The sequence below is a fragment of the Edwardsiella tarda ATCC 15947 = NBRC 105688 genome, assembly GCF_003113495.2.
GTDB classification, from domain to species: Bacteria; Pseudomonadota; Gammaproteobacteria; order Enterobacterales; family Enterobacteriaceae; genus Edwardsiella; species Edwardsiella tarda.
In genome coordinates this window covers 2,654,237-2,680,374 of record NZ_CP084506.1, presented here as the reverse complement: position 1 = coordinate 2,680,374, position 26,138 = coordinate 2,654,237, and the positions used below count along the sequence as shown (strand labels likewise).

Sequence of the window (26,138 nt, the reverse complement as noted above, 5' to 3'; positions counted from 1 at the left end):
CGTCAATGACAAAAAAAAGCCTTCCGGCAGCGCCGGCGGGGCGACCTTGCGCGCGTGTTTCATGCGAGGTGATGCCTCATGCGCTGGATCACTGGAATAGCGGCATTCGTGCCGCGCAAGCTGATGACAATACCATCTCTATTTTTGACGTCATTGGTCAAGACTATTGGGGTGATGGTGTCACGGCAAAGCGTATTGGCGCCATATTGCGTTCGCTGAATGGGGATGATGTTACGGTCAACATCAACTCACCCGGCGGCGACATGTTTGAAGGACTGGCTATTTATAACCAGCTGCGTGAATACGAAGGGAAAGTTACCGTTAAGGTCTTGGGCATCGCTGCATCTGCGGCGTCAATTATTGCTATGGCAGGTGATGATATCCAGATCGGGCGCGGTGCGTTCCTGATGATCCATAACTGCTGGGTTGTCGCGATGGGTAACCGGCATGACCTGGAGAAAGTGGCTCGGGATATGGAGCCATTCGATAGTGCTATGCAGGATATTTATGCCGCTCGCAGCGGCCTATCTCACGACATTATCGCAGAGATGATGGATAACGAGACCTATATCAATGGTAGTGATGCTGTTGAGAAAGGGCTTGCTGATAGCGTGTTGTCGAGCGATCAAGTAAGCCAAGATGATGAAAGTCCATCTGCGGCGCTGAGAAAGTTGGATGCGCTATTGGCAAAATCCAATACTCCCCGTTCAGAGCGGCGTCGCCTATTAAAAGCACTCTCTGGTAACACGCCTGGCGCTGTTGCCACCTCTGATGGTACGCCGAGCGCTACCGCTGAAATTAACCCTGAAACACTAGCCAAACTGGATGCTGCATTAAGCGGCATGGTTTCGGCGTGCCAATAATCTGGAGAAATTATGTCAGAAGTTAATGAAATCCTGAAAAAAGTCACTGCATCTATTGAGGATGCGACCAGCAAGTTTAACGCTAAGGCCGAAGAGGCGCTCAACGAGGCGAAGAAAACGGGGCAACTCTCAGCCCAGACGAAAGAGACGGTCGATAAAATGGCCGTCGAGCTTAACGCCTTGCGTGATGCGGAAAAAACGCTGAAAGCATCATTGGGTGAGCTGGAGCAGCATGTGGCTCAAATGCCGCTGGCCAATGCAAAGGGCGTAGTTGAATCCGTTGGGCAAGTCGTTATTGGTAGTGAAGCACTGAAGGCGTTTTCGTCCAGTGTAGAGGGTGGAAAGCGCATTAGCATTCCGGTTAGCGCGGCGCTTCTCTCATCCAATGTGCCTGAAGGTGTGGTTGAGCCCCAGCGCCTTCCTGGTATTGATACTGCTCCCAAGCAGCGTTTGTTTATTCGTGATCTCATTGCGCCGGGTCGCACTGGGGCTCCGGCTATTTTTTGGGTACAGCAGACCGGTTTTACCAATGCGGCGAAAGTCGTGGCAGAGGGGACGGTAAAACCCTATAGCGATATTCAGTTTGCTACCAAGATCACGCCAGTAACGACGATTGCCCACATGTTCAAAGCATCCAAGCAGATTTTGGATGATTTTGCACAGCTGCAGTCTACTGTTGATGCGGAAATGCGCTACGGCCTGAAGTATGTCGAAGAGCAGGAGATTCTGTTCGGTGATGGTACCGGGGTTCATCTGCATGGCATCGTCCCTCAAGCCACCGCCTATAAGGCGGAATTTAACGTAGATCAGCAGAACGGAATCGACGATCTGCGCTTGGCGATGCTTCAGGCGCAATTAGCGCGTTTCCCAGCCTCTGGCCATGTACTGCATTTTATCGACTGGGCGAAGATTGAGCTGACCAAGGATACGTTGGGCCGCTACATCCTGGCAAATCCATCGGCGCTCACAGGTCCTACTCTGTGGGGGCTACCGGTTGTAGCAACGGAGACTGCGGCCTTTAAGGGCAAGTTCCTGACTGGTGCTTTCAATGCCGCTGCTCAGTTGTTTGATCGCGAAGATGCCAACGTGGTGATCTCTACAGAAAACGCGGACGACTTCGAAAAGAATATGATCTCAATCCGTTGTGAAGAGCGTTTAGCGCTAGCGGTCAAACGTCCTGAAGCGTTTATCTATGGCGCGTTTACTGCGCCGGTAGTCCCATCAGGTAGCCATTAATCCATCAACGACAAGCGGCCATATGGCCGCTTTTTTCTGGAGTGCGTCATGAAATTAACTGCATTGAGGCCGATTTTTGTTGGTGGTTCGGTTGTTGTTGAGGGTGAAGTATTTGATGTTAACGAGCAGCGAGGCCGCGAGCTTCTTGCAAAGGGCTATGCCGGCTGTTTCGATGATAATCTTCCTGCGGAGCAACCGGAGCAACCGGAGCAACCGGAGCAACCGGAGCAACCGGAGCAACCGGAGCAACCGGAGCAACCGGAGCAACCGGAGCAACCGGAGCAACCGGAGCCAACCTCCACGACAAAAAAGGGTAAAAAATAAGGGGGGAATATGCTCGATCTGCCACTGGTAAAGCAGCATTGCCGGATAGAGCCTGATTTTTCCGATGATGACGTGTTGCTACAAACCTATACAGTTGCCGCCCTTCGATATGTTGAGAATTTTACTGGTTGCAAACTGCGTGAGGTTAACGATCAGAATGCTGCGGATGCCGGTGAGTATGGGCTCATGTTGACTGATGACATCAAGACGGCGGCCTTATTTCTTATCGCGCATTGGTATGCTAACCGTGAGCCAGTGACCACTGATGGCAGCAATGCAGTGAGCGTTCCGTTTGCCGTGGAGGCGTTACTGCAACCGTATCGGGTCTATGGGGTATGAGCGGATTACGGGCTGGCGAGCTGAATAAACGCATTGCTCTGCAATATCTCGTGAAGCAGCGAGGCTCATTGGGAGAGCCTCTTCCGGATCAGGTAGTCGCTGTCGGTAAAGCATGGGCAAAGGCTGAGCCCATTTCTAACAGAAAAATTCGTCTACTGGATCAGCCGCAAGTTGTAGAAACCTATCAATTCACGCTACGTCCGCGCACTGATGTGCAACAGGATTGGCAAATCGTACTGGGCGACCTGGTGTTCACCGTTAGAGCGATGGACAGAACGCAGCCGGATCGACTGGTTATTACTGCGGAGGCCTGTACCCGCAATGATCGAATTAGCCATTAAAACCTCACTGGAGCGCATCACGGGGATGGCTGTTTACCCATTGCTTTTGCCTCCTGATGTGATGACCGGGATTACCTACCAACGTATATCAGACCCTGCCATAGAGACTGGGTTGGTGCGTACCCGCCTGGTCGAGGGGCGGTTTCAAGTAACGTTCTATGTCGTCGATCAGTTTACCCAGTTAGTCACCATGGACCGTGACGTCTGGGCGGTATGGCAAGGGATTGTACATAGCCCCCTGGAGGGGTACGACGTCCAGTTTATTGAGCGTGCCGGATTACAGGACGGACAAGAGATCTCGAACAACGGCTCTATTGTATATAGCCGTCGTCGTGATTATCTGATCACCTTCTCGGAGTAACCCATGGATATATCCATCACATTCCCGCAAGGGAAGGACTTCGATCGCCTACTTACTGAGGTTGGGGAGAAAGTCGGGGTAAAAGTACTGCGAGATGCGGGGCGTGAGGCTTTAGCCATCGTTGAAACGGATATGCGCCAGCATTCTGGATTTGATCCTGAGAATCATGGCGAGCATATGCGAGACAGCATCCGTATTCGTAGCACTAACCGCATGCGCGATGAACGTTATGCCACGGTAGTTACTTTGAGAGTAGGCCCCAGTAAATCCCACCATATGAAAGCATTGGCCCAGGAGTTTGGTACTCGTAAGCAGGTGGCTAAGCCGTTTATCCGTCCGGCACTCGATTACAACCGACAAAAGGTGTTGCGAGTACTGGCTGTCGAACTGCGCTATGCCCTTGAAGGCCGTTAATTCTACCCGCTGCGCTTGCAGCATTTTTAACAGAGAGAAATCGCTATGACCGATGAAATTCGTAGCCCGTCAGAGTTCGCCATGCTCCCTGCGGGAACCCGCGTATCGTATGGGGCTTTGGGAACCTTAATGGCTGCAGGGAAACTACTGCAAAATGCCATGTCAATCGGTACGACGGGGAAAAAGGGGACCTATGTTGAGGTCACTCGCCTGATCGATACCGAGCCCAAGTTTATGCAGGACATGGGTGAGGCTGAAGATAAGACCTTCGTTTTCCTGGATGCCCCTGATGACATCAATCAGGAAGCATTTATTACGGCTGCAGAGGCGAAGCAGACTGTATTGATGTTCATCGAATTTCCCAATAAGCGCATTGCTACTCAGGAGTTGGCATTGAGTGGCTGGAGTATGCAGTCAGTCGATACGCCGAAAGGCAAAGTATTGCAGGTTGAAGTCTACGCCAAGCAAAACAGCGTCTCCTGGTCTCGCAAATCAGCGTAAGGAAAAACAATGTCTTACAAAGAGCTTTTGTTAAAACCTAATAACTCTCCCGTCACGATCAAAGCATTTGGCCAGCAGGTGACTATCCGACGCCTGACGGCCATGGAGTTGATGGAGTACAACCGTAGTATCGATGCAGAGAAAGGTAACGCCCAGGTGCTCGCTGAGATCGGGATCAAGTTGTTTCTCGCTGCGCTGGTAAACCCCGATGGCAGTAAGCCCAGCCCGAAAGATCTCCCTACGGCAACGCAAATTCTCAATTGCCAGGCGCAGGCCGATATTTTGCAGGCCGTGACCGACGTACAGCGTCATAGCTATGGGACGCTGGAGGAAGCGAAAAAAAACTGATGGACTCGCCCTGGCTGTGGGATGTGTTTGAACTGGCCGACAGCCTTGGCGAGAGCGACCCTAGAAAGTTACTGGATCTTCCTGCTGACCTCTTGCTGCATTGGCAGGCGTATAGGGGATTAAAGCAGGATGCTCTCAGAGAGTCAGTGCCACCAGTCGATGCCGTCCCGTCGTATCCGGCAGCGGAGTACGATCCTGATGATTTTTCTCAATGTTTGCGGGTGATTGGTTATGGGTGATGTCGCATCACTGGCGGTTGCATTGCACCTGAATGCGGCCAGCTTTAAATCCCAGTTCTCTGACGCTATGCGTTCAGCGGATTCAGGTGCTCAGCAATTCAACCGAAAGGCCCAATCTGAAGCCCAAAAAACAAAGAGGGCATTTGAGGATATCGGGACAGGGGCTAAAAAAGCAGACGCTGATTTCCAGCTCCTGTCTCGTCGAACCCAGGAGAACATCGTTGGGTTTGATCGCCTGCGTGATGTTTTGGCTAACGTGGTGTCCGGCGGAACGGTAGCCGGCAGCACCATAACATCGGCATTAATCCCAGCGTTGGGGACTGGCCTGACTACTGCGATAGATCGAAGCACCGGTGGATTACAGCAGCAAAAGGTCGCGTTTTTTGAGGCGATGACTGCACAGGCCGAGCATGCGCAGGGGGTCCTTAGTGGGATAAAGGCAACCCGGGAACAAGCACAGGCTCAGGCGGATATCGCGCGTAAAACGATCGACGCGGCCAATGCTCAGCGTGAGCAGGCTTTCGCGCTGGATGAGTATTTGGCGAACCAGGCTCAGGTAAACAAGGAATATGGAATCCTGCTCACGTATGAGAAGGAGCACGAGCAAAATGCCCGGGTGATCGCTGAGGCTAATCTTGCGGAGGCTAACGCTAAGAAAAAGCTGGTTGCGGCTAATTTACAGATGGTGGAGTTGGACGCCACTGAAGCCACGGCAAAGAAAAACTTGGCAGCGGCAACAGATCAGTTATCTGCAGCCAATCAGGAGCTGTCTTTTAGTCAGCGAATGGCAGCCAGTAGCGCTGGTATGCTGCGTGGGGCGATGTCTTTGCTGGGCGGCCCTATTGGTATCGGAATCATGGCGGCCTCGGCGGCGGTCACGATGCTGTATTCGGCGTATAGCTCTGCCGAAATGGAGACGCAAAAGTTTAATGCTGCGCTGATGAAAAGCGGCATGCAGTCGGTCATGACGGTCTCGGATCTTCGCCGATTAACAACCCAGCTTGGCGGAACAGAGAGTGCCGTGAAGGGGGTTCAGGCGGCCGTATCTGCCGGGTTTTCCGGTAGTGCGTTGACTGAGGTTGCCGATTTGGCCAGGCAGATTGACGAAGCCGGCGGTAGCGCTGATGAGTTGGTTAGCCAGTTGAGTGCATTACGCGACGATCCGCTACGTGCCATGGAGCAGTTGACGCAGCAGGGTGTGGTGTTAAATGAAACTATCATCCAGCAGATCGCTGCACTGGAGCGTCGCGGGGAGAAGGTCGCGGCTGGTGATCTCGCTCAAAAGGAAGCGGCCGAGGCGGCTAAGCGTAATCTGGCAGAGCAGAAGCGTCTGACCGACGAACAGACCGAGTCGCTTCAGCGACTAGCGTTGGGCTGGCGCGGCGCCAACGTTGCAATGGGGGAGTTTGGGCTATTGGCCGCTCAGATCCCGCAGATTAAGGCGGCATCGTCATCTGCTGCCGATGATAAGGCAGCAGCAGAGGAGCGGACGCGGACGCTCAAGAATGAGCAACAGCAGGCATTAGAAACCCTGAGAACCGAAAGCCAGATCGCCGCCGTCATGAAAGCGGGGGCGGACAAAAAGGCGGAGGCGCTCAAGATCACCGACGCTATCACTGAGCGCTATAAAGCCGGAAAGATGACGGCTGATGAGTATGCGCAGGCGCTGAAAGGCGTCGATAAGATGTATAGCGAGCGTCAGAAAAAGGCACCGGCCTACAAGGATGATGAGGCCACCCGCCGGCTGGCTGAGTTGAAGCAGCAGGAAGTGGTGCTGCGTCAGCAGAATGCCACGACCGAAGATCTGACGGCGGCGGAGAAAAAGCTGCTGGCCTTTAATCAGGAAATGGCAGAGCTGAAGAGTAAGCGGATACTGACGGCTAGTCAGAAGAGTTTGCTGAATGCTGAGGCTCAACTGCGTGCCCAGCTGCAGATCAATGTCAGTCTGGAGAAAGCCGCGCAGCAGCACCAGATCGCGCTGAAAGCTCAAGAGCAGATGCGTGATGTCGCTGAATCAACCCGCCAGTTACAGCAGGAGCATAATAATAAAATCGCGCAGATGAGCATGACTCCAGCTGCGTATGACCAGATGATCGAAATGCAACGAATTCAGGATGACTTTCGAAAGCGAAGAGAACAGCTGGATGATTTATATGCTAATAAGAGTTCCAAACAATACCAAAAACGAGTCGAGCAACTACGAGTTGCTGAGCTTGAGCAAATAGCCATAGTTCAGGCTAGTAACGATAAAAAAGTCATGATTGAAGCCGATGGCTATGAAGGCATGAAAAAGGGGATAAAAGACTGGCAGGATGTTGCTGGAAACTCCTTTAGTTTGGCTCAGGATGCGGCAATGAATACGATGAACTCCATGGGGGATGCGGTTGCAAATTTTGTCGTGAAAGGGAAGGGGGACTTCCGCTCATTCGCAACGTCGGTCCTATCTGATATTGCTGCGATGATGACCAAGATGGCTGTGTTCAATTTGGTTAAAATTGGCACGGATTTCATGGGGTGGTCGAGCGGCGGTTATACCGGTGATGGCGGTAAGTATGATGTTGCTGGTGTAGTACACCGTGGTGAGTGGGTTGTCCCACAAGAGGTGGTAAAACAACCAGGGATGTTGAGCTTCCTCAGTCAGCTGACTTATGGGAAAGGTTATGCTGAAGGTGGTTTGGTTGGCGGAGGCTCCGTGCCAACGCCAGCATCGTCAACGGCAGCACCGAGAGCGCCGATTTCTCTGCATGTGACCGTTCCTATATCTGTGCATAAAAGTCAGAGTGATTTAGGAAACGTACAGCAGCCGGCATTCACTGCGGAGGTTAAGCGGTTTGTGATCGGTACTGTTGAGGCTCAACTACAAGATGCCATGCGTGATGGTGGCGATCTGGATCAGTTCGTACGGAGTCGGTCTTAGCGTTTTCGCCTGGATTGTGCCAGTATTCGGCCACAACACAGATAGGAGACGTTATGAGAAAATTAATATTGTTAGCCCTGTGTAGTGTGTCGGCGCTAGCTTCGACATCGGTCATGGCAAGGGAATTAGCACAATCAGAAAAACAAGTCATTATGGATGTTGTTAATTCTAGACTGAAAGATCCTTACAGCGCCAAATATACTTGGCAGGATTATAAGGGTGGTGAGACATATTGTGCCTGGGTTAATTCAAAAAATTCATATGGTGGGTATGTTGGCAATCAAGTAATCATCATGGATGTAAGGAAGGATAATTTAGGGAAGATAGTATGGGCGCAAGGCGGATTATCTGACGATCCTATCTCATACCCTATTTGCACTGATGATGGATATAGAGTTAAGCCATAGTTAAAAACTGACCCGCCGCTCGGCGGGTTTTTTCTATTGAGATAAATGAATATGGATACTTTCCACTGGTCTCCACGCCCAGCTATGGGCGTTTCCATTAAACCCAGCGTTACGACGGTTAAGTTTGGCGATGGCTACGAGCAACGGCGTCCATCTGGCATTAACCATATCCTGGAGAGCTATTCTCCGGTATTCCGCGTTAGCCATGATGAGTTTCGGGAAATCGAAGCGTTCTTCCGGCGTCAAGGCGCGGTAAAGGCGTTCTTGTGGCGTTCGCCACAGCGGCACGTCCCGATCCGCGTGGTCTGTCGTGAATGGTCCGAGCAGGTTTACAACAACTATGTTGATGTGTCCTGCAAGTTCGATCAGGTGATGGCGTAAGGAGTCCATATGCAAGATATCCCTCGTGGTACGCTGCTTCAGGTGGGCGAGTCTGCGCAAAACCCGCAACTCGATTTGTGGGAGATCGATCTCACCACGTTGGGCGGCACGCGCTTCTTTTTTCATGATGGCGTCAATGAGCATGGAGAGGCCATTATCTGGCAGGGGCGTAAGTATGAGCCGTACCCTGCCGGCGGCGATGGATTCGAGTTCAATGGTAAGGGGCCAGGTAACCGCCCAACGATGAAGCTATCTAACCTGTTTGGCTTAATTACTGGGCTCGCCGAGGACTATGATGGTCTGGCTGGCGCCAGGGTAGTGCGGCGACAGGTCTATTCCTGCTTTTTAGATGCAGAGAACTTTGTGCAGGGGAATCCTACTGCCGATCCCACCGAGGAGGTTGTATCTCGCTACGAGGTTCAGCAGCTGTCGGAGTTAACCGGTGATGGGGCCGTGTTCACGTTATCTATACCGACCGAGACTGATGGCGCTCAGTTCCCTGGCCGGACAATGCTAGCGGACGTTTGCTCATGGGTATATCGCTCTGATGAGTGTGGTTACCGAGGGGCGGCCGTGGCCGATGAGTTTGATAAACCGACTAGCGATCCGCTCAAGGATAAGTGTGGGAAGTGCCGTAAATCGTGTGAGCTGCGCAATAACATGGGGCGCTTCGGTGGATTCCTGTCGATCAGTAAGCTATCGCGGTAAGCCCACTCACGTGGGCTTTTTGGGGTCAGAATCACTTTCTAAGTATTGTCTTGGAATTGATTTGATTATTTTTTGTATCGCTTTTTCCATGATTACGGCATTGGTTCCGATCGCCATAAAACGGTCTGTTTCCGATAAATTTGCTGATCGCATCATGTCGTCGAGCTTGGCCTTTAAGCCATCAATTTCTTTTCCTCGTTCCTCGGCGACTCTTTCCATGCGTAGAGCGTTTGCCACTTGCATGTACATGTCCTCGCCGTCAGAAGAAGAGGAGGCCAGAAGTTTTTCTAGCTGTCTAAACTTATCAATCCTGTAAAGAATTTCTTGCTGAAGGCTTCTCTTAGCCTTCTCTGCTTCTTTCTCTAGGTACTCCCTAGTATCAGGAGCCATCCGTAAGGGGTATGGCGCAATTCGTGACATTTAAATGACTCCATTTGACTCATGTAAAGACATTGTATTTACGCTTTGGCACATTGACAAGTGAGTCCATTAGATCCATTATTGTGATGTTCTATCATTTTGTTTAGCTAAAACAAGGAGTCAAAATGAATCAAAAGACTGAAAGGATCACGCCATATCCATTGCGCATGCCAAGAGATGTGCGGAAGTGGTATGAGGAGCAAGCGGAAAAAAACTCACGCTCTCTTAATGGTGAGTTATTGAAATTACTGACAGAAAGGATGAATCGGGTAAAGGGAAGGCGAGTGAATGAAGCTTAGAAACGGCGAAACCCCGCAGTGCGTGAACACTAACGGGGTTTCTGTGTCAGTAACCGTATGCAAGGAAACCAACATGGATATTGTAGCAAGATCAGATCTGAACTTCCAAGGCAAAGCACTTGTTCCAGTATCAAACATCACTGGTGTATGGCTAACCTCCTCCGATCTGGCAAAAGCGCTTGAGTATTCAAACAGCCGTGCGGTCACGATGATCTACAACAAATATGCAGATGAGTTTACCAGCGGAATGACTCAGGTACTCGAGGTGAGTACCTCAGGGAATTACCGCAAAAAGGTGCGCGTTTTCTCCCTGCGCGGCGCTCATCTGATTGCCATGTTTGCTCGTACTAATGTTGCTAAAAAGTTTCGTCGCTGGGTATTGGATATCCTTGATCGTGAAGGTGTAGAGCGAACAGAGATTTCTCCTCCTAGTCGTTATCTCGTAACAGTTACGATCCGCGACAATATTTTTGGTGGTGGGATTGAGTTTTTCGGCAAGGGAAACGACATGAACTCGATGGCTACAGGGATCTGTCGAACCATGGGGTTTGAACCATCAGGATTCAGTAGGATTCCAATGGATATGGAAAGGATAAGGAGGGTTAACTAAGTATTTCGGGTAAAGAAAAACCGCCAGTGTGGAGCTGGCGGCCATCATAGTAATCGCATAACGGAGAACTTTATGCAAACTTCTATTGACAATGTAGCAAATAGTAAGATCGATGTCCAGTGCTCTCAGCTAGAGGTTATTGAATGGGCCGGTGTTCGAGTGGTAACCACAGAGACTTTGGCTCGGGGGTACGGTACGGATGAAGTTAACATTCGTAATAATCTGGCTAACAATAAAGCTCGATTTATTAATGGCACCCATTACTTCACTCTAACTGGTTTAGAACTAAGGGAATTTAAGAACAGAGTAAATGATGGTTACTCTGTTGGTAAACGTGCCAGATCGCTCACTCTTTGGACTGAGAAGGGGGCTGCACGGATGTCGAAGATCGTTGATACCGATGAAGCCTGGGAGTTCTTCGAGAAGCTGGAAGATTCTTATTTCCATCCCAAAGGTGTGAGTGCCCTCCCTCTGAGTTATGAACAAGCCTTGGAGGACCTTCTTAATAAGGTTAAGGAGAATCGTAGGTTAGAGCAGCAACGTGATAAAGCTGTCAAAGAGAAATGCTGGATCTCCGAGAAGCGAGAGATTACGGCAATGACAACAGCGTCTGCTGCAGTACGGGCTAAGAACAAGCTGGCAGAGCGTATAGGGGAGAGTAAAAAATATGCCGCCATCATCCCGGTTGAGAAAAAGATCGGCCAGAAGTTCAAATGGCAACCACTTCGGAAGTGGTGCCGGGAAAACGGAGTAACGCCACGAGAGGTTGAAGATCCGCGTTTTGGAACCGTGAAGTCTTGGCCTAGAGAAGCTTGGGTTGCAGTATATGGGGTTGATTTAAAAAACCTGTTTTAAGAACATCCATCGCTGCCCATTCTGGATTATCAAAACCCGCGTTGGCGGGTTTTTTATTGGAGGAGGGTATGATCGTTGATGAGATGATCGCGTATGCCAGCCGATGCGCGCCAGCAGAGGCGTGTGGTTATGTGGTACGCACACAACGAGGTGATATTTTCCTACCTGTTGAGAATAGCTCGATTGAGCCTACACAGTATTTCCGTATGACCCCTGAGGATTTCTTGGTGGCACAGACCAAAGGCGATGTTATCGCGCTGGTGCATAGCCACCCGGATGGTCCCCCGCATTTAAGCTCTGCAGATCGGTTACTCCAAGTACAAAGTGCTTTGCCTTGGTGGTTGGTCTGTGACGGTTCAATCCAGAGATTCCGCTGCGTTCCGCCGTTGCTAGGGCGGCGGTTTACGCATGGGGTGATGGACTGTTACACCTTATTCCAAGACGCCTATCACTTGGCTGGGATCGCTATGCCCGACTTTAGCCGGAAGGATGACTGGTGGCGACATGGGGAAAACCTCTACTTAGATAATATGGCTGCTACAGGATTCAGGCAGGTCAAAGGTACACCCCAGCCAGGTGACATTATGCTGTTCTGTTATGGCTGCTCTGTCGCCAACCATGCTGCTATTTATTGTGGTGGGCAGACTATCCTTCATCACCTTCCTAACCAACTCAGCAAGCGAGAGGAGTTAACCGGATCATGGCAACGACGCATGCACAGTCTGTGGCGACACACGGCATGGCAACCTTCCTCCTTCACGGGGATCTACAACGATTTGGCCGCAGAATTCCATTACAGGTCATGACGGCAGCTGAGGGGATCCACGCCTTGCTAGTGCAGGTTAACGGTTTACGCCAGCACTTACGCAACGGGTGGTATCAGGTACGTATTGCAGGTCATGATGTGGCACCAGATAAAGTGATGCAGCGCTTGCATGAGCCACTGCCCCCCGGGGCGATTGTGCATATCGTTCCGCGTATGGAGGGCGCAGCGAAAGGAGGGATCTTCCAGTTCATCGCTGGCGCCGTACTGACTACTGTCGGTGTATTGACGTCTTGGACAGGGATTAGCTCTGCTCTTACTGCTGCCGGTATCGGGATGATGCTGGGGGGTGTTGCTCAGATGCTGACGCCAACGCCCAGGACACCAAAGTCGTCGCAGACCGATAACGGCAAGGGAAACAGCTACTTCTCTAACCTGGATAACGCTGTATCACAAGGTAATGTCATGCCTATCCCCTACGGTGAGATTCTGACGGGTTCTCGGGTCATATCGCAGTCTGTCAGTGTGTGGGATGGCAATGGCGATACTGATGTTGATCTCGGCAAGGTTGGTCAGAAGTTATAATTTTCGCGCTATTCAATAAGCCACCTTCGGGTGGCTTTTTTGTTTCTGGAGCATAGATCATGGGAAAAGGTGGTGGCGAACAACATACGCCCTATGAGCAACCCGACAACCTGAAATCAAAGCAGAAAGTTTCCATCATTGATGCTATTGGGGAAGGCCCAATAGAAGGCCCTGTAAATGGGCTACAAAGCGTCTTGCTGAAGATGACGCCTGCTATCGATAGCAATGGCGATAGCAACGTGAATGGCATGAGCCTGCAATGGGTAGCGGGTGAGAACGAGCAGCCGGCACTGAAGGGGTTTGAGGGGTCGGGAACGGAAGTGCCGGTAAACGCCGAAATTAAAAACGGCGCACCGCTGACCCGTACCATTACCTCTACAAACATTGACCGCCTGCGCTTTACGTTTGGTGTGCAGTCCTTGGTTCAGGCTCAGGATAATGGTGATCGTGTCGGGACATCCGTTGATTTGCAGATCCAGATTATGCGGGGTGGCCGATGGGTTACCGAGCGAAGGGTAACGATCTCTGGCAAGACTACGACGCAGTACCTGAACGCTTTAGTCGTCGATAATCTCCCTCCGCGCCCGTTTGATATTCGCATGGTCAGGAGCACGCCAAACAGCAATAGCGACATGCTTCAAAACAAAACGCTGTGGGCCAGTTACACTGAGATCATTGATGTACAGCAGCAGTACCCTAACACGGCTGTTGTTGGGCTGACATTTGACAGTGAACAATACGGTAGTGAGATCCCAAGCCGAAATTACCACATCCGTGGCCGTATAGTTCAGATTCCATCGAATTACGATCCGTTGGCCAGAACGTACAGCGGCATATGGGATGGATCATTTAAACCGGGGTGGACGGATAACCCTGCCTGGTGTCTTTACGATGTTCTAACCCATCCCCGCTATGGCCTGGGTAAAAAAATCGGATCGGTCATCGTTGATAAGTGGGCGCTGTACACGATAGGGCAGTATGCGGATGCATTGGTTCCCAATGGCTATGGTGGTAAAGAGCCGCGTATGCGCTGTAATGGCTATATCACAACGCGCCGCTCTGCCTACGAGGTGATTAGTGATTTTTGCTCCATCATGCGTTGTATGCCCGTCTGGAACGGCCAACTGCTTACCTTCATCCAAGATCGCCCCGCCGATTGCGTCTGGCCCTATACCAATGCCAATGTGGTTGATGGCAAATTCTCCTACACCTTTAGCCCTAAATCATCCAGACATAATGCGGTTCTCGTCCGTTGGGTTAACCCTGACAACGGGTGGAAAGAGGATTTTGAGTATGTATCAGATGATTTGTCGATCGCGGCCAATGGATTAAATCAGCTAGAGATCGATGCGTTTTGCTGCACAAGCAGGGGCCAGGCATATCGACATGGTTTGTGGATTCTGACAACAGAAAAACTTGAAGTGCAGACGGTGTCTTTCAAGGTTGGTGCCGACGGGCTGAAGCACTTGCCGGGTGATGTGATCGAGGTCGCTGATAATGACTATGCCGCCAACCAGATTGGTGGTCGCCTGCTGAATATCGATGAGGCTGGTCGTAGTATCACGTTAGATCGGAGTGTAACGTTACCCGCGGGCAAGGTGACCGTGAGTGTTATTGGTACAGATGGCCGCCCTCTGCGTTTAGAGGTAGAGAGTCAGTTGGCGCCTGATGTATTGGTACTAAAGAGCCTGCCATCAGGGATTAAAACTCTTGGCGTGTGGTCACTATCACTCCCTTCGTTACGTCAGCGACTCTATCGCTGTGTATCCATTAAGGATAATCGCGACGGAACATATAGCATCGTGGCTATCCAGCATGTTCCTGAAAAGGAAAACGTCGTTGATAATGGGGCCAGCTTTGATCCTAAGCCGGGGTCAGGTAGCTCTTCTATCCCGCCAGCGGTAGAGCATTTGGATGTGGAAATTACCCCTGATGATGGCCAGTATCAAGCCATCGCGCGCTGGGATACTCCGCGAGTTGTTAGTGGGGTGCGGTTTGAGTTAAAGCTGAATCGGGCAGATCGCGTTGTTGGTTCGCAGGTGACCAGTGATATGGAGTATCGCCTCTCCTCACTCCCGCAGGGGGCGTACACGCTATCGGTAAGGGCCATCAACCAATTTGGACAGAAAGGCGATCCCTCTTCGGTTAATTTTAATATCTCAGTTCCTGATGCACCTGCATTTATTGAGCTAACACCGGGATACTTCCAGATCACGATTACTCCACGCCTGAGTTATTACAGGCAAGATGTGCAGTATGAGTTTTGGTTCTCTGAAAAACGTATTACAGATTATCGATTGATCGAGTCAACTGCGCTTAAGCTTGGCATTTCAAGTTACTGGGTGAAAGATCGCTTGATGAAGCTTGGCACAGATTATTATTTCTATGTGCGCAGCGTTAACCAGGTAGGCAAGTCTAACTTTGTGGAAGCCGTTGGCCAGGTAAGCAACGACGCGAATGGCTATCTCGACTTTTTTAAAGGAAAGATAACTGAGAGCTACTTGGGGAAAGAGCTACTCGAAAAAGTTGACCTGACAACGGACAACGCCAGCCGCCTGACACAGTTTGAGAAAGAGTGGACGGATGCAAACAACAAGTGGAACGCGATGTGGGGGGTTAAGATTGAGCAGACCAAAGACGGCAAGCATTATGTCGCAGGTCTTGGCCTCAGCATGGAGGACACCCCGGAGGGTAAGCTAAGCCAATTCCTGGTGGCCGCAAACCGCATTGAGTTTATCGATCCGGCAAACGGCAACACTACGCCAATGCTCGTCGGCTATGGTAACCAGCTCATCATGAATGATGTATTGCTGAAGCGTCTATACGCGGCATCGATTACATCGTCAGGAAATCCGCCCACGTTCTCTGTGACGCCAGAAGGAAAGCTCACTGTAAGAAACGCTGATATCTCAGGAAAAATCAGCGCGACCTCTGGGGCTATGTCTAATGTGACTATAGAGGAAAACTGCCGGATCAATGGGAAGCTGTCTGCTAACCAGATAGAGGGTGATATCGTTAAATCTGTCGGCAAGGCCTTTCCTCTTTGGGATGGATACCCGGCGGGGACGTTAACTGTAAGAGTAGACGATGACCAAGCTTTTGATCGGCAGATTGTTATCCCATCAATTTTATTTAGTGGTGCTGAATCCATAGATGGTAGTTATTATGCTTGGTGTAAGTTGACAGTGAAACGTAATGGTTCAGTTGTATTTAATTATGAAGCTGATAAAACGCCAGGTATTTTTACATCTGTAATTGACATGCCGGCTGGCAAAGGACCAATAAAACTGGAGTTTATTGTATCGTCACGAGCAATCAATAACTATAAGCCAAGGACAAAAATTAGCGATCTTCTTGTTCTTATCATGAAAAAATCAACCGCTGGTATTCAAATAAGTTGATTAACTTATCACTTAAATCGTGAGGTTTATAAATGGCTACTATTAGCGGAAAGCTAATTAATGGCATCGGCGAGCCGATCAAGAACTGCAAAATCACGCTAAAATCTATCTCGACGAGCACAACGGTAATCGCACATACAACGGCCTCACAGACACCCAGTGCGGCGGGAGATTACTCCATGTCCGTTGAGCCTGGTAAGTATAAGGTAACGCTAGGTGTAGATGGCTTTCCCCCTGAGTATGTCGGGGATATTCAGATATACAAAGACTCGCCCAATGGAACGCTAAACTACTTCCTTGGCTTGCCGCAGGACGATGACCTACGTCCTGATGCCATCAAGCACTTTGAGGCCATGGTGGACAAGGTAGCCTCGCAGGTAGCGGAGGTTGAAAAGAGTAAGCTAGCGGCAGAGGCTAGCGCGCGTTCCGCAGCTGCATCGGCAGATCGCGCCAGCCAGATCACTGGTCTCTCAACCGTGACGGATGCTATCAGTATGGCATCAGTGCCGCTTCCTGATGTGTGGATCCCGCTTAATGATTCATTGCAGATGCTTACCGGATATGGAGACGAGGTAAAGGTAGGAGATATTGTTGTTGCCAAGATGGTAACATTTACTCGCGCTAGTACGGCAAGCTATATTAATAAGGCTAATAACATAAAAACAGCAAGTGTTAATGAGCCAAGATTTGAAACTGATGGTTTGTTAGTCGAGGGGCAGAGTAATAATCTTGTAGAGCATAGTAGCTTTAAGGGTAATCTAAATGCATGGTCAACACCAAACCCTACAGGGAATGAATATTCTTATGTCTCTGCGCCAGACGGTACAAATGAGGCATTAGACGCATTTTTTGTAGGAGATGGGATAAATAGATATATCGCATCTCTTAAGGTTGGGGCTAAGTACACACTTAGTTTTTGGGCAAGGAATATTACTAATGATGAATATCGGTTTTTAATTAGGATTGGTAGCGGGAATGTGTATGGCGATATTTTAAAGATTCCGCCGAATTCTGGATGGAATCGATATTTTTTTACTCAATCATTTTATGAAGGTGATAATGTACTTCGATTATATTCAAATACTCGATCTCAGCACATTCAAATATGGGGAGTGCAACTAGAAGAAGGCGACTCAATGACTTCATACGTCGCAACGTATGGCTCGCAGATCACAAAATCTGGAGATATTTGTTATATTGAAAAGTCGCCAAATATTCCCGGCGTTAACAAGGATATTACGATCGCATTTAATAGCGACATAATAAAGACAAACAATTCATCAACACCGTCAATTTTTTCTATATCAGTTGATAAATTCCAGCCAACTAAAGAGCAGTTAAGAGCTACGATTGAACCAGATAAATCTGTAACGTTGTGGTCTGGCGCTCGTCATGGATTTTCAAAAGATAAGATAAAGCAGAGTAACACTATTGTCTTAAGTGTTCGTGGCGACGAGTCTGTAGTTATGCTTAATGGAGAACTACGTAAGCTACAAAGGACGTATGATATAAAGGGAATAGCTATATCTTTTCAGACGGGACACATCCGTAATGTCAGAATATGGCATAAGGCGCTAACCGATGAGCAGATGAAGGCGATACAATGAAAACGTTATATTTAAGGTTCGATAATAAAGAGCAAGCTGAGTTAATCCTTACCAATAACGGATTCAAGTTAGATGAAAATGGCGTGATGTATAGTGAGTCAGCATACATTGACGTAATTGGTGTGATACATGGCGATGTAACTCTGGGTGAGCAAGGTAATGTGATCTCACAAGCTCCAGATCTTCCTGGATGGCATGTAAACCTACTTGTACCAGATGATTACTCTCTCCAGCCGCCTGGAGTAGCCGTTACTGTCACAACGCCGGTTCGCAAGTGGGCGGGGTACTGATCACGGTAGTTACTTGGTCGCAAGGGACTGCGGCCGCCGTGTCATCGGTGTGTGCAGGTGGGACAGATCTGGGACTACCATCTGTTGATCTGCGGTTCTATGGATTGCTAACTTTTTGCACTTGGGACGGTGTGAGCGCGGCATAGTGCTGTAATTGGTTGTGTTACAAGGTGGTTCTTAGAATTCGTAATGCGAAGGTCGTAGGTTCGACTCCTATTATCGGCACCATCCCCCAGTTTTCTCAAGTCAACTCACATCAATAAAATCCTTTTAAAACATAGGTTTTACGTTGTTTTCAGTCATTTGACGTCAACCTCTATCTATTGAAATCAACATGCCTTTGGGGGCACAATCAGGGGCATGTTCTGTTCGGTCTAGGAAATGTGCCCCCAATGATGCTGAATGCCCGAAAGGTTGAAGCCGCGAAAGGAAAAGAGAAGAGCTACAAGCTGTCTGATGGAGGTGGTTGTAGTGGTCAACTAATTTTGGCCACACGACCTGACTGTTCGTGGAACAGTCGCTCTGATTCATTTGGGGTTAAGCCGCCGTTATACCAGTGAGGCCTGAGAGCACTGTAGTACCCCGTGATATACCGGACTATGGATGACCGTGCTTCACCGAAGCTTTCGTAGCCCGTTGTCGGTACCCATTCACTCTTCAGACTTCGGAAGAACCGCTCCATCGGACTGTTATCCCAGCAGTTTCCCCGCCGACTCATGCTCTGTGTGATCCGGTAGCGCCACAGCATCTGCCGGTATTTACTGCTGCTATAATGGCTCCCTTGATCACTGTGGAACATCACGTCTGATGGCCGTCCTCGTAACTCCCATGCCATCTGAAGTGCTTTTATGGTGAGGTCTGAGTCTGGTGAATACGATAGCGACCAGCCCACCGGTTTGCGGGCGAACAGATCCAGCACTACGGCCAGATAAGCCCATCGTTTGCCCGTCCAGATGTAGGTCACATCGCCACACCAGGCCTGATCTGGCTCTGTGGCGGTAAACTGCCGGGCAAGAAGATTCGGGATTTCAACATGCTCATTGCCCCCTCGTTTGTATTTATGCCCCGGTATCTGGCAACTGGTGATACCCAGTTCCTTCATCAGCCGCCCGGCCAGCCATCGGCCGAGTTTTACACCCTTTGTAGTGACCATCGTGGCGATGCTTCTGGCACCGGCGGAGCCCCCACTGGCGTTCCAGACTTCACTGACCAGACTATGTTTAACGGCACGGTCAGCATCAGGCTCAGTGCTGCTTTTACGTGTATAACGGTAGCTGCTTCGGTGAACACCGAACAGTCGGCACAATGAGGCTACCGGGTAGTGCGCCCTCAGACTGTCTATTACCGAGAACTGTTGAGAGAGTCCGACATCAAGAGCGCTGTAGCCTTTTTTAGGATTTCGTTTTCCATTTCAAGGCGCTGTATACGTTTTCTCATTTCCCTGAGCTCAGCCAGTTCTGGAGTTAAAGGTAACCCCGGTGGCATTTTCCCCTGGCGCTCCATACGTAACGATTTTACCCAACGGTTGATGGCAGAAAGACTGACGTTCATCGCCTTAGCCGCTTCGCTGAGGGTGTAGTGCTGGTCGAGGACCAGCTTTGCCGCTTCAAGTTTAAATTCAGCAGTAAATACTTTGCTCATTAGTTCACCTGTAAAATTTTGAGGTGAGCATAGCACCTCAACGCAGGTGGCCAAATTCAGTGTGCCACTACATAACCAGCTCAGCCGCTTTGCTGACTGGCACGACGACAAGAACCGTCCACTGTCGATGATGGGGTTCAGGAAAGTGGACAAGGGCGACAACGTGACAGAATCCACTGTGACCTTCTACGTATTGCCATCTGGCTGGAAAGAAATTTGTAAAGGGTTCGATTCGCGAAAGGTAGCCAGATTGTGTGTTGAGGCGGGCTGGCTGAAAGCCGGGGAAGACGGGAGAACGCAAAACAGCGTTCGCCTGCCAGAAATAGGGCTTAAGCGCGTTTACTAGTTTAATACGCAAGTACTGGGTAGCGTCGATCCCGAATAGTTATCGCGTGAGTCTTATTTTTATGAGGTAACACTGGTAACAGAGGTAACAGGCAGTAATGACGAGGCTTGCCACTGTTACCAGTCAGAAATATCCACTGGTAACAGTGGTAACAAAAATCAGTGTGTTACCACGCGTTACCTCTTTATTTGGCTCACTGGTAACAGATTAATTTCAATTAAATCAACGATGTTACACGTGTTACCAGTGTTACACGTTCAGAACAAGAGGGAGGGAACCAAAATCCCTTCTTCTGGCAGGCAACAGAGGTTTAGCTATGCGAGTGATGAAAATTTACTGCCCGGAGTGTATGTCTGCGGCAACGGTGAGGAAAACAAACCGAAAGCACCCCAAATTATCAGATGTGTACTGTTATTGCTCAAATGTAGAGTGTGGGCACACGTTTGTGATGAACGTTTCCTTCTCACATACGATTAGTCCCAGCGCTTTGCGCGGCCAGGGACGGATTAAAGAGCTAATGGATGCCCTGCCACCGGACGAGCGACAAAAAGCATTAGAACTCCTGTTGGCAGCCAAAGAGAGTCACTGAACGATTCGCCGGGAGTAACTAAAATTTTCCCGGTTTCGGTTCATTAAATTTCAGCGTCTTAAGAAAAAATGTCTATAAGAATCAGTTTGTTAAGTTTTAAGTGTGCCGTCAGTTATCATGAAAAATCTCACCTAAAATTTTATATCCCTTTACTATCAATAGATTAATTCAAGTGGTTACGATGTTGGAGTAAAGCTAAACTGAAAAAAGCTGAAATTCTTTTCACTCTTTTCAGTTCTCTGCTCGCTGTAAATCCCCAGTTGTGGCGGGGTCTGGCGCTATCATTTGTAAAAAATCCCAACTGAAAAATTTTTGCGATCTAAAAACCGCAGGCGGGTGCGGTGTAGTGCGATTTTGGTCGGTTTCATTTTTGATTTGTTTAACAATGCTATACGTGTAAAATGTTAGTGAGGCGTATCGCTTAGGCGATCATCCAGTGATGGGTGCAACTAATTTTGGGAGGCTTTGCCTCTGGTTTTTCCAGTCTGCTAGCGCAGGCGTTACTATTACTACTATTTTTGACGCCTCCTTACTTCAATTAAGGGCGAATCCTCGTGAGTGATTTCTCGAATCAAATTTGGTGGACAAAGAAAGCAAGAATTAAGGCAGAAAAGCGCTTGCTTAGAATGGATACTATCTCACAATCATTATTGCTGTGGTATTCATTTTTTCTTGTGGCATATTCAATAATTACTCTTGTTGTAAAGGTTGCTAGCTTAACGGAAACAGCAATAATGGTTGCTTTGTCTGTTTTAGTTTTGCTTTTGACGTTGTATGTTAATAACATGCGATTTAAAGAGAGAGCAATGTTGATGAAACAGTGCTATGAGCAACTTGGGTTAATATATGGGGCAATTGGTAGCTCTTCTGATATTGATAGTTTAAAAAAAGAGTTTCATTCAATACTTTCAATATCTGAAAATCACAAGGAAATTGATTATTACAGGGCTATTGATGGCGAGTATGAAAGCGCATCTGATAAGAGTAAATTAAGCAAGCACCCTACGGAGGAACAAAAAAACTCTATACGTATGAGCAATAATGGATGGTGTGTGTCAGTTTTAGTACTAATACTTCTTCCATTCATAATCGTTGCATTTATCAGACACTATTCTCAGGTTTAAATATGGACGAGCATAAGGGTTTCGATAAATATATCTCGATTAACTATCTCCGGGATATATATGATAATCACGTGATATTATCGGCTTCAACCGGCATTGATAATATGTCGCATAAAATCCTCCTGGGTATAATCGATGAACAATTGTCTATAATTAATAGGAAATTTAACTCAAAATCCTATGTGTTTACAAAGTACAAATTAAAATTAATAAGTAAGGGGAGAGGTAAGCCACCAAGGGAAATATCTATCCCAACAATCAGAGATAAAATTGCATTACGTGCAATTTGTGATTATTTGAAAAGTACGTATGATAATGAGTTGCGTTTTAAGCTTCCCCAAGATGTCATAAAATCAGTTAAGGCAGATATTGAATCGGGGGAGTATAACTACTTTTTAAAGCTCGACGTTGCTAACTTTTTCCCTTCTGTGCAACATGATAAATTAATTGAGCAACTTTGTCATAGGATAGATGATAATAGAGTACTGACATTAATATCTAGCGCCATCAAATCACCAACAGTTATAAAGCCTTCAAAGAGCGATGTCCCGAATGTAAACGGCATACCCCAAGGACTATCTATATCAAGCATATTAGCATCAATCTATTTACATACATTAGATAATAAATATAAAGATGAAAATTATTTCAAATATTATAGGTACGTAGATGATGTGCTGATTTTCATAAAATCAAAAGAGGTTGATGAGGTAATTAAAGAGGTTGTTTCGGATTTTGAAGGGTTAGGACTTAAAGTCTATGACCCTAACGCTAATCCAGAAAAATCGTCAAAAGGAGTAATCTCAAAAGATGCCTTCGGCTATCTGGGGTATGATTTTAATTGTGGAGTGGTTAGCCCAAGAAGCGGGTCTGTAGAAAAACTTCGCGAGTCACTTCTCTCTATATTTTCAGGTTACAAGTATTCAAAATTAAAAAGATTAGAGTTCTTAGAGTGGCGAGTTAATCTAAGAATTACAGGTTGTATTTTTCAGGGTAAATCAAAAGGGTGGATGTGCTTTTTCTCAGAAATAAATAACGAAAGATTGCTTCATGAACTCGATGCATTTGTGGATAACTTATGTATTCGATTTAACGTAGAGTTGAAAGTTAAATCTTTCGTGAGAGCATTCTTCCAAATAAAGCATAATAGACGTGAAACTAAATACGTTCCAAACTTTGATAGTTACTCTGAAGAAGAAAAAACATATGTTTTAGAGTATTATTTTTCTAAAAATATCGAGAATTTGACATCGAGAGAGATTGACTATCAATTTAAGAAAAGAATATCTCGGCAGGTTAAGGATATTGAAACCGATTTAAGAGATGCTGGTTTTTCTTCATGAGTTCATGTTTTCCTTGATTCTTATGCTAATAGGGCTCATAGATAGTTTTACCAGCATGAAACAAAAAGCCAAACCACTGCACATAATCAGTGACCATGATGTTGCTGATTGTGGTGGTGGTAAGGTTATGGATGTTAATGTTGGGGGCATTACAGGGGGCACTTGTATTCATTGTTTTTATTTTTACGTTATAAAACAGTTTGTTAAGTGATTGTTTTGTTCCTATTATCGCACCATTATTTCATCCAGCATCATCCCCAATCTTCCATTTTTCCTTTTTTTTCGCAGAATTAACTATTTTGTTTATCTGCCGCCATCCACCTTTTGCCATTGTAATCCAAAATTAAAACGGGTACCGGTGATGCCTCTAATTGGTTGAATCGGATGTATAATGCGGGGCTTTTGAGGTTCTCTCATGGCCAGCTTTCCCGTTCATTGCCCCCGTTGTCAGTCTGCTCAGGTTTACCGCCATGGTCAGAACCCTAAAGGCTATGACAGATTTCGATGCCGTGACTGCCACCGCGTGTTTCAGCTCACTTACGCTTATGAAGCCCGTAAGCCGGGCGTTAAAGAGCAGAATACCAAAATGGCCTTCAACGGTACCGGCGTTCGCGATACCGCCAGGACATTGAAAATTGGCATTAACACCGTCATCCGGGCTTTAAAAAACTCGCGCCGAAGCGAATAACGTCTTCACCCGTCGCCCATGCTGATGTGGCGCTTATCTGCGAACTCGATGAGCAATGGCGCTTTGTTGGTAGCAAAGCCCGGCAGCACTGGCTCTGGTACGCGTACAACATCAAAACGGGCGGTGTACTGGCCTATACTTTTTGTCCCCGGACCGATGAAACCTGTCGGGAGCTACTGGCACTGCTCACGCCATTCAACATCGGCATGATAACCAGCGACGAGTGGGGCAGCTATGGCCGGGAGGTGCCGAAGGATAAGCATCTGGCTGGAAAAATATTCACCCAACGCATTGAGCGTAACAACCTGACGCTGAGAACCCGAATCAAAAGACTGGCCCGTAGAAGTATCTGCTTCTCACGTTCTGTAGAACTTCATGAAAAGGTTATCGGAGCCTTTATCGAAAAATACATGTTCTACTAATTGGATGTACCATCGTCAATTTGAGTCTCTATCACGGCATCAAAGATTAACGTCTATTGGAATGTTCTTCAGCTCGTTAGAATCTTTTTCCTGAATACCGTCTGGTACAGTGGGGAATGCAGCGGATGAAATAGTGTACAATAAGGCCATGCATAACGTTAAATCACCGCGTTCTACTGTGGCTATTTTATTTCGTGCATTAAGCCTTAACCTGCATCGTTGTCCTTTATACGCTGATACACCATACATCTTAGATGAAATAATATTCTTTATTTGTCCGATATACTCGGACTGGTTCATATTAGGTTTAGTGTTGTGATAATAATGAACGGTAACAGTATTTGATGGTAAACAATTTGTCGTTGAAGGCTCAGGTGTTTTTTGCACACAACCCGATACTATTAGCATGAATGAAAAAAAGAGTAATGTTCTCATTGCCAGCGCCATGTTAATTTTGGTTAAAATGAAATATGCTTTTCTTCTGCATATTGTTGTAGGATAGCTCTTGTCTTCAATCCATAAAAGGGAAAGTAAAAAACCAACGATACATCTATGTTATATGCTTGTTACTCCAACACATTTAATGACGTATCCACTTGCTAATGGTTTACACAATAGCAAATAAATTCATCTATTTGTGATGCGGCTCACGTTATCAATTTAAAATAAAGATTAATACTCCAGCTTAAATATACATCAAAATATTAAATTCATAAGAATGATAAACAAGACATATACGGTAATGTGTATCATATTGAAAACTGATTAACAAGCGCTATTATAGAGAGATCTCAACACTGTTACTAAGAACATAGCCTCTGGAGATCCCCGTCAATGAAAGGACATGCACGCTCCCTGTACCTCACGTTATTACTCTCAACCATAACACTCACCGCCTGTACACCACACCAGAGTAGTGTAGAACGTCACACTCGGCATTATGTATATACCTCTGATGATGGTTTCGATCCAAACTTTTATGTTCATAAAACAGATACAACAAAAATGTTAATTCCCTTTTTCCAACAATTTTGGGATATGGGAGCAAAGGATAAGGCAGCCGGTATATCGCCAGAAGAGGCTAAGCAGCGAATTAAATACTATCAAAGCGTAGAGTTTCTAAACTCATTAAAGAAAACCAGCCTATTCGCTGGTAGAGAGTATGCTGACAATGATCCTATCCCAGCGAAAGAAGCTAAACTATTTACTGACACGATTTCAAAAGTTTACTTTGATGGCTATGAGGGGAAGAAGTGATATAACGAAGCCCGCTGATGCGGGCTTTTTATTGTATAGAGGGGGATGCTCATCTATTTGATAGATATGATATTATCATCTCAAGTACCCTCTTAGCTTGACCATGCTAGCCCCCTGGTGGAGCCGCGCTTCGCGAGTAACCGTTCTTACCTTCAAAATCAAATGCTCTATCGTGAGTACCTGTCGATCAGAGGCACTCATATCAGTGCTATATTCGGACCAGCCAATTCAGTGTCTTTGTCTAGCTCAAACGAAAACGATACCGTTATCAAACTGGAAGCATAATAGTAATCATTATCCCGTTCCTTCTTGATTTCTGAGCTTCGATCTAAATACGAATAATGTGTGATGAACACTAAAATTTTTAGTTAAAAACTCGAGATTGCAGTGATAAATATCACAATAATCACTGCATCATGAATTGATGAAAGATATCTATTACATCTCAGTCATCATGATAGGTAATATGATTTGCTTGCAAATCTTTATGCTTGTGTTTAATTTTTTAGTGTCAGTAAT

General features: G+C 47.4%; 31 protein-coding genes and 2 pseudogenes. 30 read left to right on the top strand and 3 right to left on the bottom strand.

The window, feature by feature from the left end; translation table 11 throughout:
* Window positions 1-5 precede the first annotated feature (5 nt).
* From DCL27_RS12435 to DCL27_RS12370, 14 genes are read left to right on the top strand one after another with little or no spacing between them, the layout of a single operon-like run.
* Window positions 6-863, top strand: a complete 858-nt coding sequence (locus tag DCL27_RS12435; protein WP_035598994.1) for a head maturation protease, ClpP-related — start codon at window positions 6-8, stop codon at window positions 861-863.
* Between the two features lie 12 nt (window positions 864-875).
* Entirely contained in the window at window positions 876-2,099 is a 1,224-nt protein-coding gene (locus DCL27_RS12430) for a phage major capsid protein (RefSeq protein WP_035598991.1), read from the top strand.
* A 48-nt stretch (window positions 2,100-2,147) separates the two neighbouring features.
* Window positions 2,148-2,423: a hypothetical protein gene (locus DCL27_RS12425; protein ID WP_115377631.1), complete on the top strand. Its 276-nt coding sequence runs from the start codon at window positions 2,148-2,150 to the stop codon at window positions 2,421-2,423.
* A gap of 9 nt (window positions 2,424-2,432) precedes the next feature.
* Window positions 2,433-2,762: a head-tail connector protein gene (locus DCL27_RS12420; protein WP_035600367.1), complete on the top strand. Its 330-nt coding sequence runs from the start codon at window positions 2,433-2,435 to the stop codon at window positions 2,760-2,762.
* Window positions 2,759-3,103, top strand: a complete 345-nt coding sequence (locus tag DCL27_RS12415; protein ID WP_035600365.1) for a phage head closure protein — start codon at window positions 2,759-2,761, stop codon at window positions 3,101-3,103. Before DCL27_RS12420 ends, DCL27_RS12415 begins: the two co-directional genes overlap by 4 nt.
* Window positions 3,084-3,464, top strand: a complete 381-nt coding sequence (locus tag DCL27_RS12410) for a hypothetical protein (RefSeq protein ID WP_035600363.1) — start codon at window positions 3,084-3,086, stop codon at window positions 3,462-3,464. The genes DCL27_RS12415 and DCL27_RS12410 overlap by 20 nt, the downstream gene beginning before the upstream one ends.
* A gap of 3 nt (window positions 3,465-3,467) precedes the next feature.
* Complete coding sequence (locus DCL27_RS12405; protein ID WP_035600361.1) at window positions 3,468-3,878, top strand: HK97-gp10 family putative phage morphogenesis protein; 411 nt, start codon at window positions 3,468-3,470, stop codon at window positions 3,876-3,878.
* A gap of 45 nt (window positions 3,879-3,923) precedes the next feature.
* On the top strand, window positions 3,924-4,379 hold the full coding sequence (locus tag DCL27_RS12400; protein WP_035600360.1) for a hypothetical protein: 456 nt from the start codon (window positions 3,924-3,926) through the stop codon (window positions 4,377-4,379).
* 9 nt (window positions 4,380-4,388) lie between these two features.
* Window positions 4,389-4,727: a hypothetical protein gene (locus tag DCL27_RS12395; RefSeq protein WP_035600358.1), complete on the top strand. Its 339-nt coding sequence runs from the start codon at window positions 4,389-4,391 to the stop codon at window positions 4,725-4,727.
* The gene (locus DCL27_RS12390) at window positions 4,727-4,966 is read left to right on the top strand and encodes a hypothetical protein (RefSeq protein WP_035600357.1); all 240 of its coding nucleotides are present in this window, start codon (window positions 4,727-4,729) and stop codon (window positions 4,964-4,966) included. The genes DCL27_RS12395 and DCL27_RS12390 overlap by 1 nt, the downstream gene beginning before the upstream one ends.
* The gene (locus tag DCL27_RS12385; RefSeq protein WP_035600355.1) at window positions 4,959-7,883 is read left to right on the top strand and encodes a phage tail tape measure protein; all 2,925 of its coding nucleotides are present in this window, start codon (window positions 4,959-4,961) and stop codon (window positions 7,881-7,883) included. The genes DCL27_RS12390 and DCL27_RS12385 overlap by 8 nt, the downstream gene beginning before the upstream one ends.
* Before the next feature lie 53 nt (window positions 7,884-7,936).
* A complete protein-coding gene (locus tag DCL27_RS12380) occupies window positions 7,937-8,290 on the top strand; it encodes a hypothetical protein (protein ID WP_071526391.1) in 354 nt (117 codons plus the stop codon).
* A 45-nt stretch (window positions 8,291-8,335) separates the two neighbouring features.
* The gene (locus tag DCL27_RS12375) at window positions 8,336-8,671 is read left to right on the top strand and encodes a phage tail protein (RefSeq protein WP_223931173.1); all 336 of its coding nucleotides are present in this window, start codon (window positions 8,336-8,338) and stop codon (window positions 8,669-8,671) included.
* A gap of 9 nt (window positions 8,672-8,680) precedes the next feature.
* On the top strand, window positions 8,681-9,379 hold the full coding sequence (locus DCL27_RS12370) for a phage minor tail protein L (protein ID WP_035600353.1): 699 nt from the start codon (window positions 8,681-8,683) through the stop codon (window positions 9,377-9,379).
* Between the two features lie 6 nt (window positions 9,380-9,385).
* Here the strand turns inward: DCL27_RS12370 and DCL27_RS12365 are convergent, their stop codons facing one another.
* Complete coding sequence (locus DCL27_RS12365; protein WP_035600352.1) at window positions 9,386-9,799, bottom strand: hypothetical protein; 414 nt, start codon at window positions 9,797-9,799, stop codon at window positions 9,386-9,388.
* Window positions 9,800-9,924: 125 nt separating this feature from the next.
* On the opposite strand from DCL27_RS12365, the gene DCL27_RS12360 reads away from it, so the two are divergent.
* The 9 genes and pseudogenes from DCL27_RS12360 to DCL27_RS12320 all read left to right on the top strand — a co-directional run.
* A complete protein-coding gene (locus tag DCL27_RS12360; RefSeq protein WP_080582861.1) occupies window positions 9,925-10,098 on the top strand; it encodes an Arc family DNA-binding protein in 174 nt (57 codons plus the stop codon).
* Window positions 10,099-10,171: 73 nt separating this feature from the next.
* The gene (locus DCL27_RS17785; protein WP_035600350.1) at window positions 10,172-10,708 is read left to right on the top strand and encodes a BRO-N domain-containing protein; all 537 of its coding nucleotides are present in this window, start codon (window positions 10,172-10,174) and stop codon (window positions 10,706-10,708) included.
* 72 nt (window positions 10,709-10,780) lie between these two features.
* Window positions 10,781-11,563 (top strand): ORF6N domain-containing protein, encoded by a 783-nt coding sequence (locus tag DCL27_RS12350; RefSeq protein ID WP_035600348.1) that lies wholly within the window; start codon window positions 10,781-10,783, stop codon window positions 11,561-11,563.
* Window positions 11,564-11,631: 68 nt separating this feature from the next.
* On the top strand, window positions 11,632-12,369 hold the full coding sequence (locus tag DCL27_RS12345; protein WP_071526389.1) for a C40 family peptidase: 738 nt from the start codon (window positions 11,632-11,634) through the stop codon (window positions 12,367-12,369).
* Window positions 12,264-12,911 carry a tail assembly protein gene (locus tag DCL27_RS12340; RefSeq protein ID WP_035600346.1) on the top strand — a complete coding sequence of 216 codons (648 nt, stop codon included), beginning with the start codon at window positions 12,264-12,266 and terminating at the stop codon, window positions 12,909-12,911. Before DCL27_RS12345 ends, DCL27_RS12340 begins: the two co-directional genes overlap by 106 nt.
* A 59-nt stretch (window positions 12,912-12,970) precedes the next feature.
* Window positions 12,971-16,312 carry a TipJ family phage tail tip protein gene (locus DCL27_RS12335; RefSeq protein ID WP_035600344.1) on the top strand — a complete coding sequence of 1,114 codons (3,342 nt, stop codon included), beginning with the start codon at window positions 12,971-12,973 and terminating at the stop codon, window positions 16,310-16,312.
* A gap of 32 nt (window positions 16,313-16,344) precedes the next feature.
* Window positions 16,345-17,919 carry a prophage tail fiber N-terminal domain-containing protein gene (locus DCL27_RS12330; RefSeq protein ID WP_050979660.1) on the top strand — a complete coding sequence of 525 codons (1,575 nt, stop codon included), beginning with the start codon at window positions 16,345-16,347 and terminating at the stop codon, window positions 17,917-17,919.
* A complete protein-coding gene (locus DCL27_RS12325; protein WP_035600343.1) occupies window positions 17,916-18,209 on the top strand; it encodes a hypothetical protein in 294 nt (97 codons plus the stop codon). Before DCL27_RS12330 ends, DCL27_RS12325 begins: the two co-directional genes overlap by 4 nt.
* A gap of 392 nt (window positions 18,210-18,601) precedes the next feature.
* Window positions 18,602-18,676, top strand: a pseudogene (locus DCL27_RS12320) (integrase); the annotation flags it as partial.
* 8 nt (window positions 18,677-18,684) lie between these two features.
* Here DCL27_RS12320 and DCL27_RS12315 read toward each other — a convergent pair.
* Window positions 18,685-19,850, bottom strand: a protein-coding gene (locus DCL27_RS12315; RefSeq protein WP_109691495.1) for an IS3 family transposase whose coding sequence is annotated in 2 segments (ribosomal slippage) — window positions 18,685-19,595 and window positions 19,595-19,850 — 1,167 coding nt in all. Because the reading frame shifts where the segments join, the coding sequence is not laid out codon by codon here.
* A 73-nt stretch (window positions 19,851-19,923) separates the two neighbouring features.
* Between DCL27_RS12315 and DCL27_RS17730 the strand changes: the two are divergent.
* From DCL27_RS17730 to DCL27_RS12290, 6 genes and pseudogenes are all read left to right on the top strand, one after another.
* Window positions 19,924-20,196: pseudogene (locus DCL27_RS17730) on the top strand (alkaline-shock protein); the annotation flags it as partial.
* A 316-nt stretch (window positions 20,197-20,512) separates the two neighbouring features.
* Window positions 20,513-20,785: an Ogr/Delta-like zinc finger protein gene (locus DCL27_RS12310; RefSeq protein ID WP_045331406.1), complete on the top strand. Its 273-nt coding sequence runs from the start codon at window positions 20,513-20,515 to the stop codon at window positions 20,783-20,785.
* A gap of 554 nt (window positions 20,786-21,339) precedes the next feature.
* A complete protein-coding gene (locus DCL27_RS12305; protein ID WP_161598459.1) occupies window positions 21,340-21,909 on the top strand; it encodes an SLATT domain-containing protein in 570 nt (189 codons plus the stop codon).
* 2 nt (window positions 21,910-21,911) lie between these two features.
* Complete coding sequence (locus DCL27_RS12300) at window positions 21,912-23,252, top strand: reverse transcriptase domain-containing protein (RefSeq protein WP_109691497.1); 1,341 nt, start codon at window positions 21,912-21,914, stop codon at window positions 23,250-23,252.
* 55 nt (window positions 23,253-23,307) lie between these two features.
* Complete coding sequence (locus DCL27_RS12295) at window positions 23,308-23,463, top strand: hypothetical protein (protein WP_161598464.1); 156 nt, start codon at window positions 23,308-23,310, stop codon at window positions 23,461-23,463.
* A gap of 204 nt (window positions 23,464-23,667) precedes the next feature.
* A protein-coding gene (locus tag DCL27_RS12290; protein WP_097364082.1) for an IS1 family transposase occupies window positions 23,668-24,362 on the top strand; the annotation gives its coding sequence in 2 pieces (ribosomal slippage) (window positions 23,668-23,911 and window positions 23,911-24,362; 696 coding nt in all).
* Window positions 24,363-24,401: 39 nt separating this feature from the next.
* Here DCL27_RS12290 and DCL27_RS12285 read toward each other — a convergent pair.
* Window positions 24,402-24,797, bottom strand: a complete 396-nt coding sequence (locus DCL27_RS12285) for a cell envelope integrity TolA C-terminal domain-containing protein (protein WP_161598458.1) — start codon at window positions 24,795-24,797, stop codon at window positions 24,402-24,404.
* 399 nt (window positions 24,798-25,196) lie between these two features.
* Here DCL27_RS12285 and DCL27_RS12280 point away from each other — a divergent pair, with 399 nt between their 5' ends.
* Entirely contained in the window at window positions 25,197-25,619 is a 423-nt protein-coding gene (locus DCL27_RS12280) for an Exc2 family lipoprotein (protein WP_005295035.1), read from the top strand.
* The last annotated feature ends 519 nt before the right edge of the window (window positions 25,620-26,138 follow it).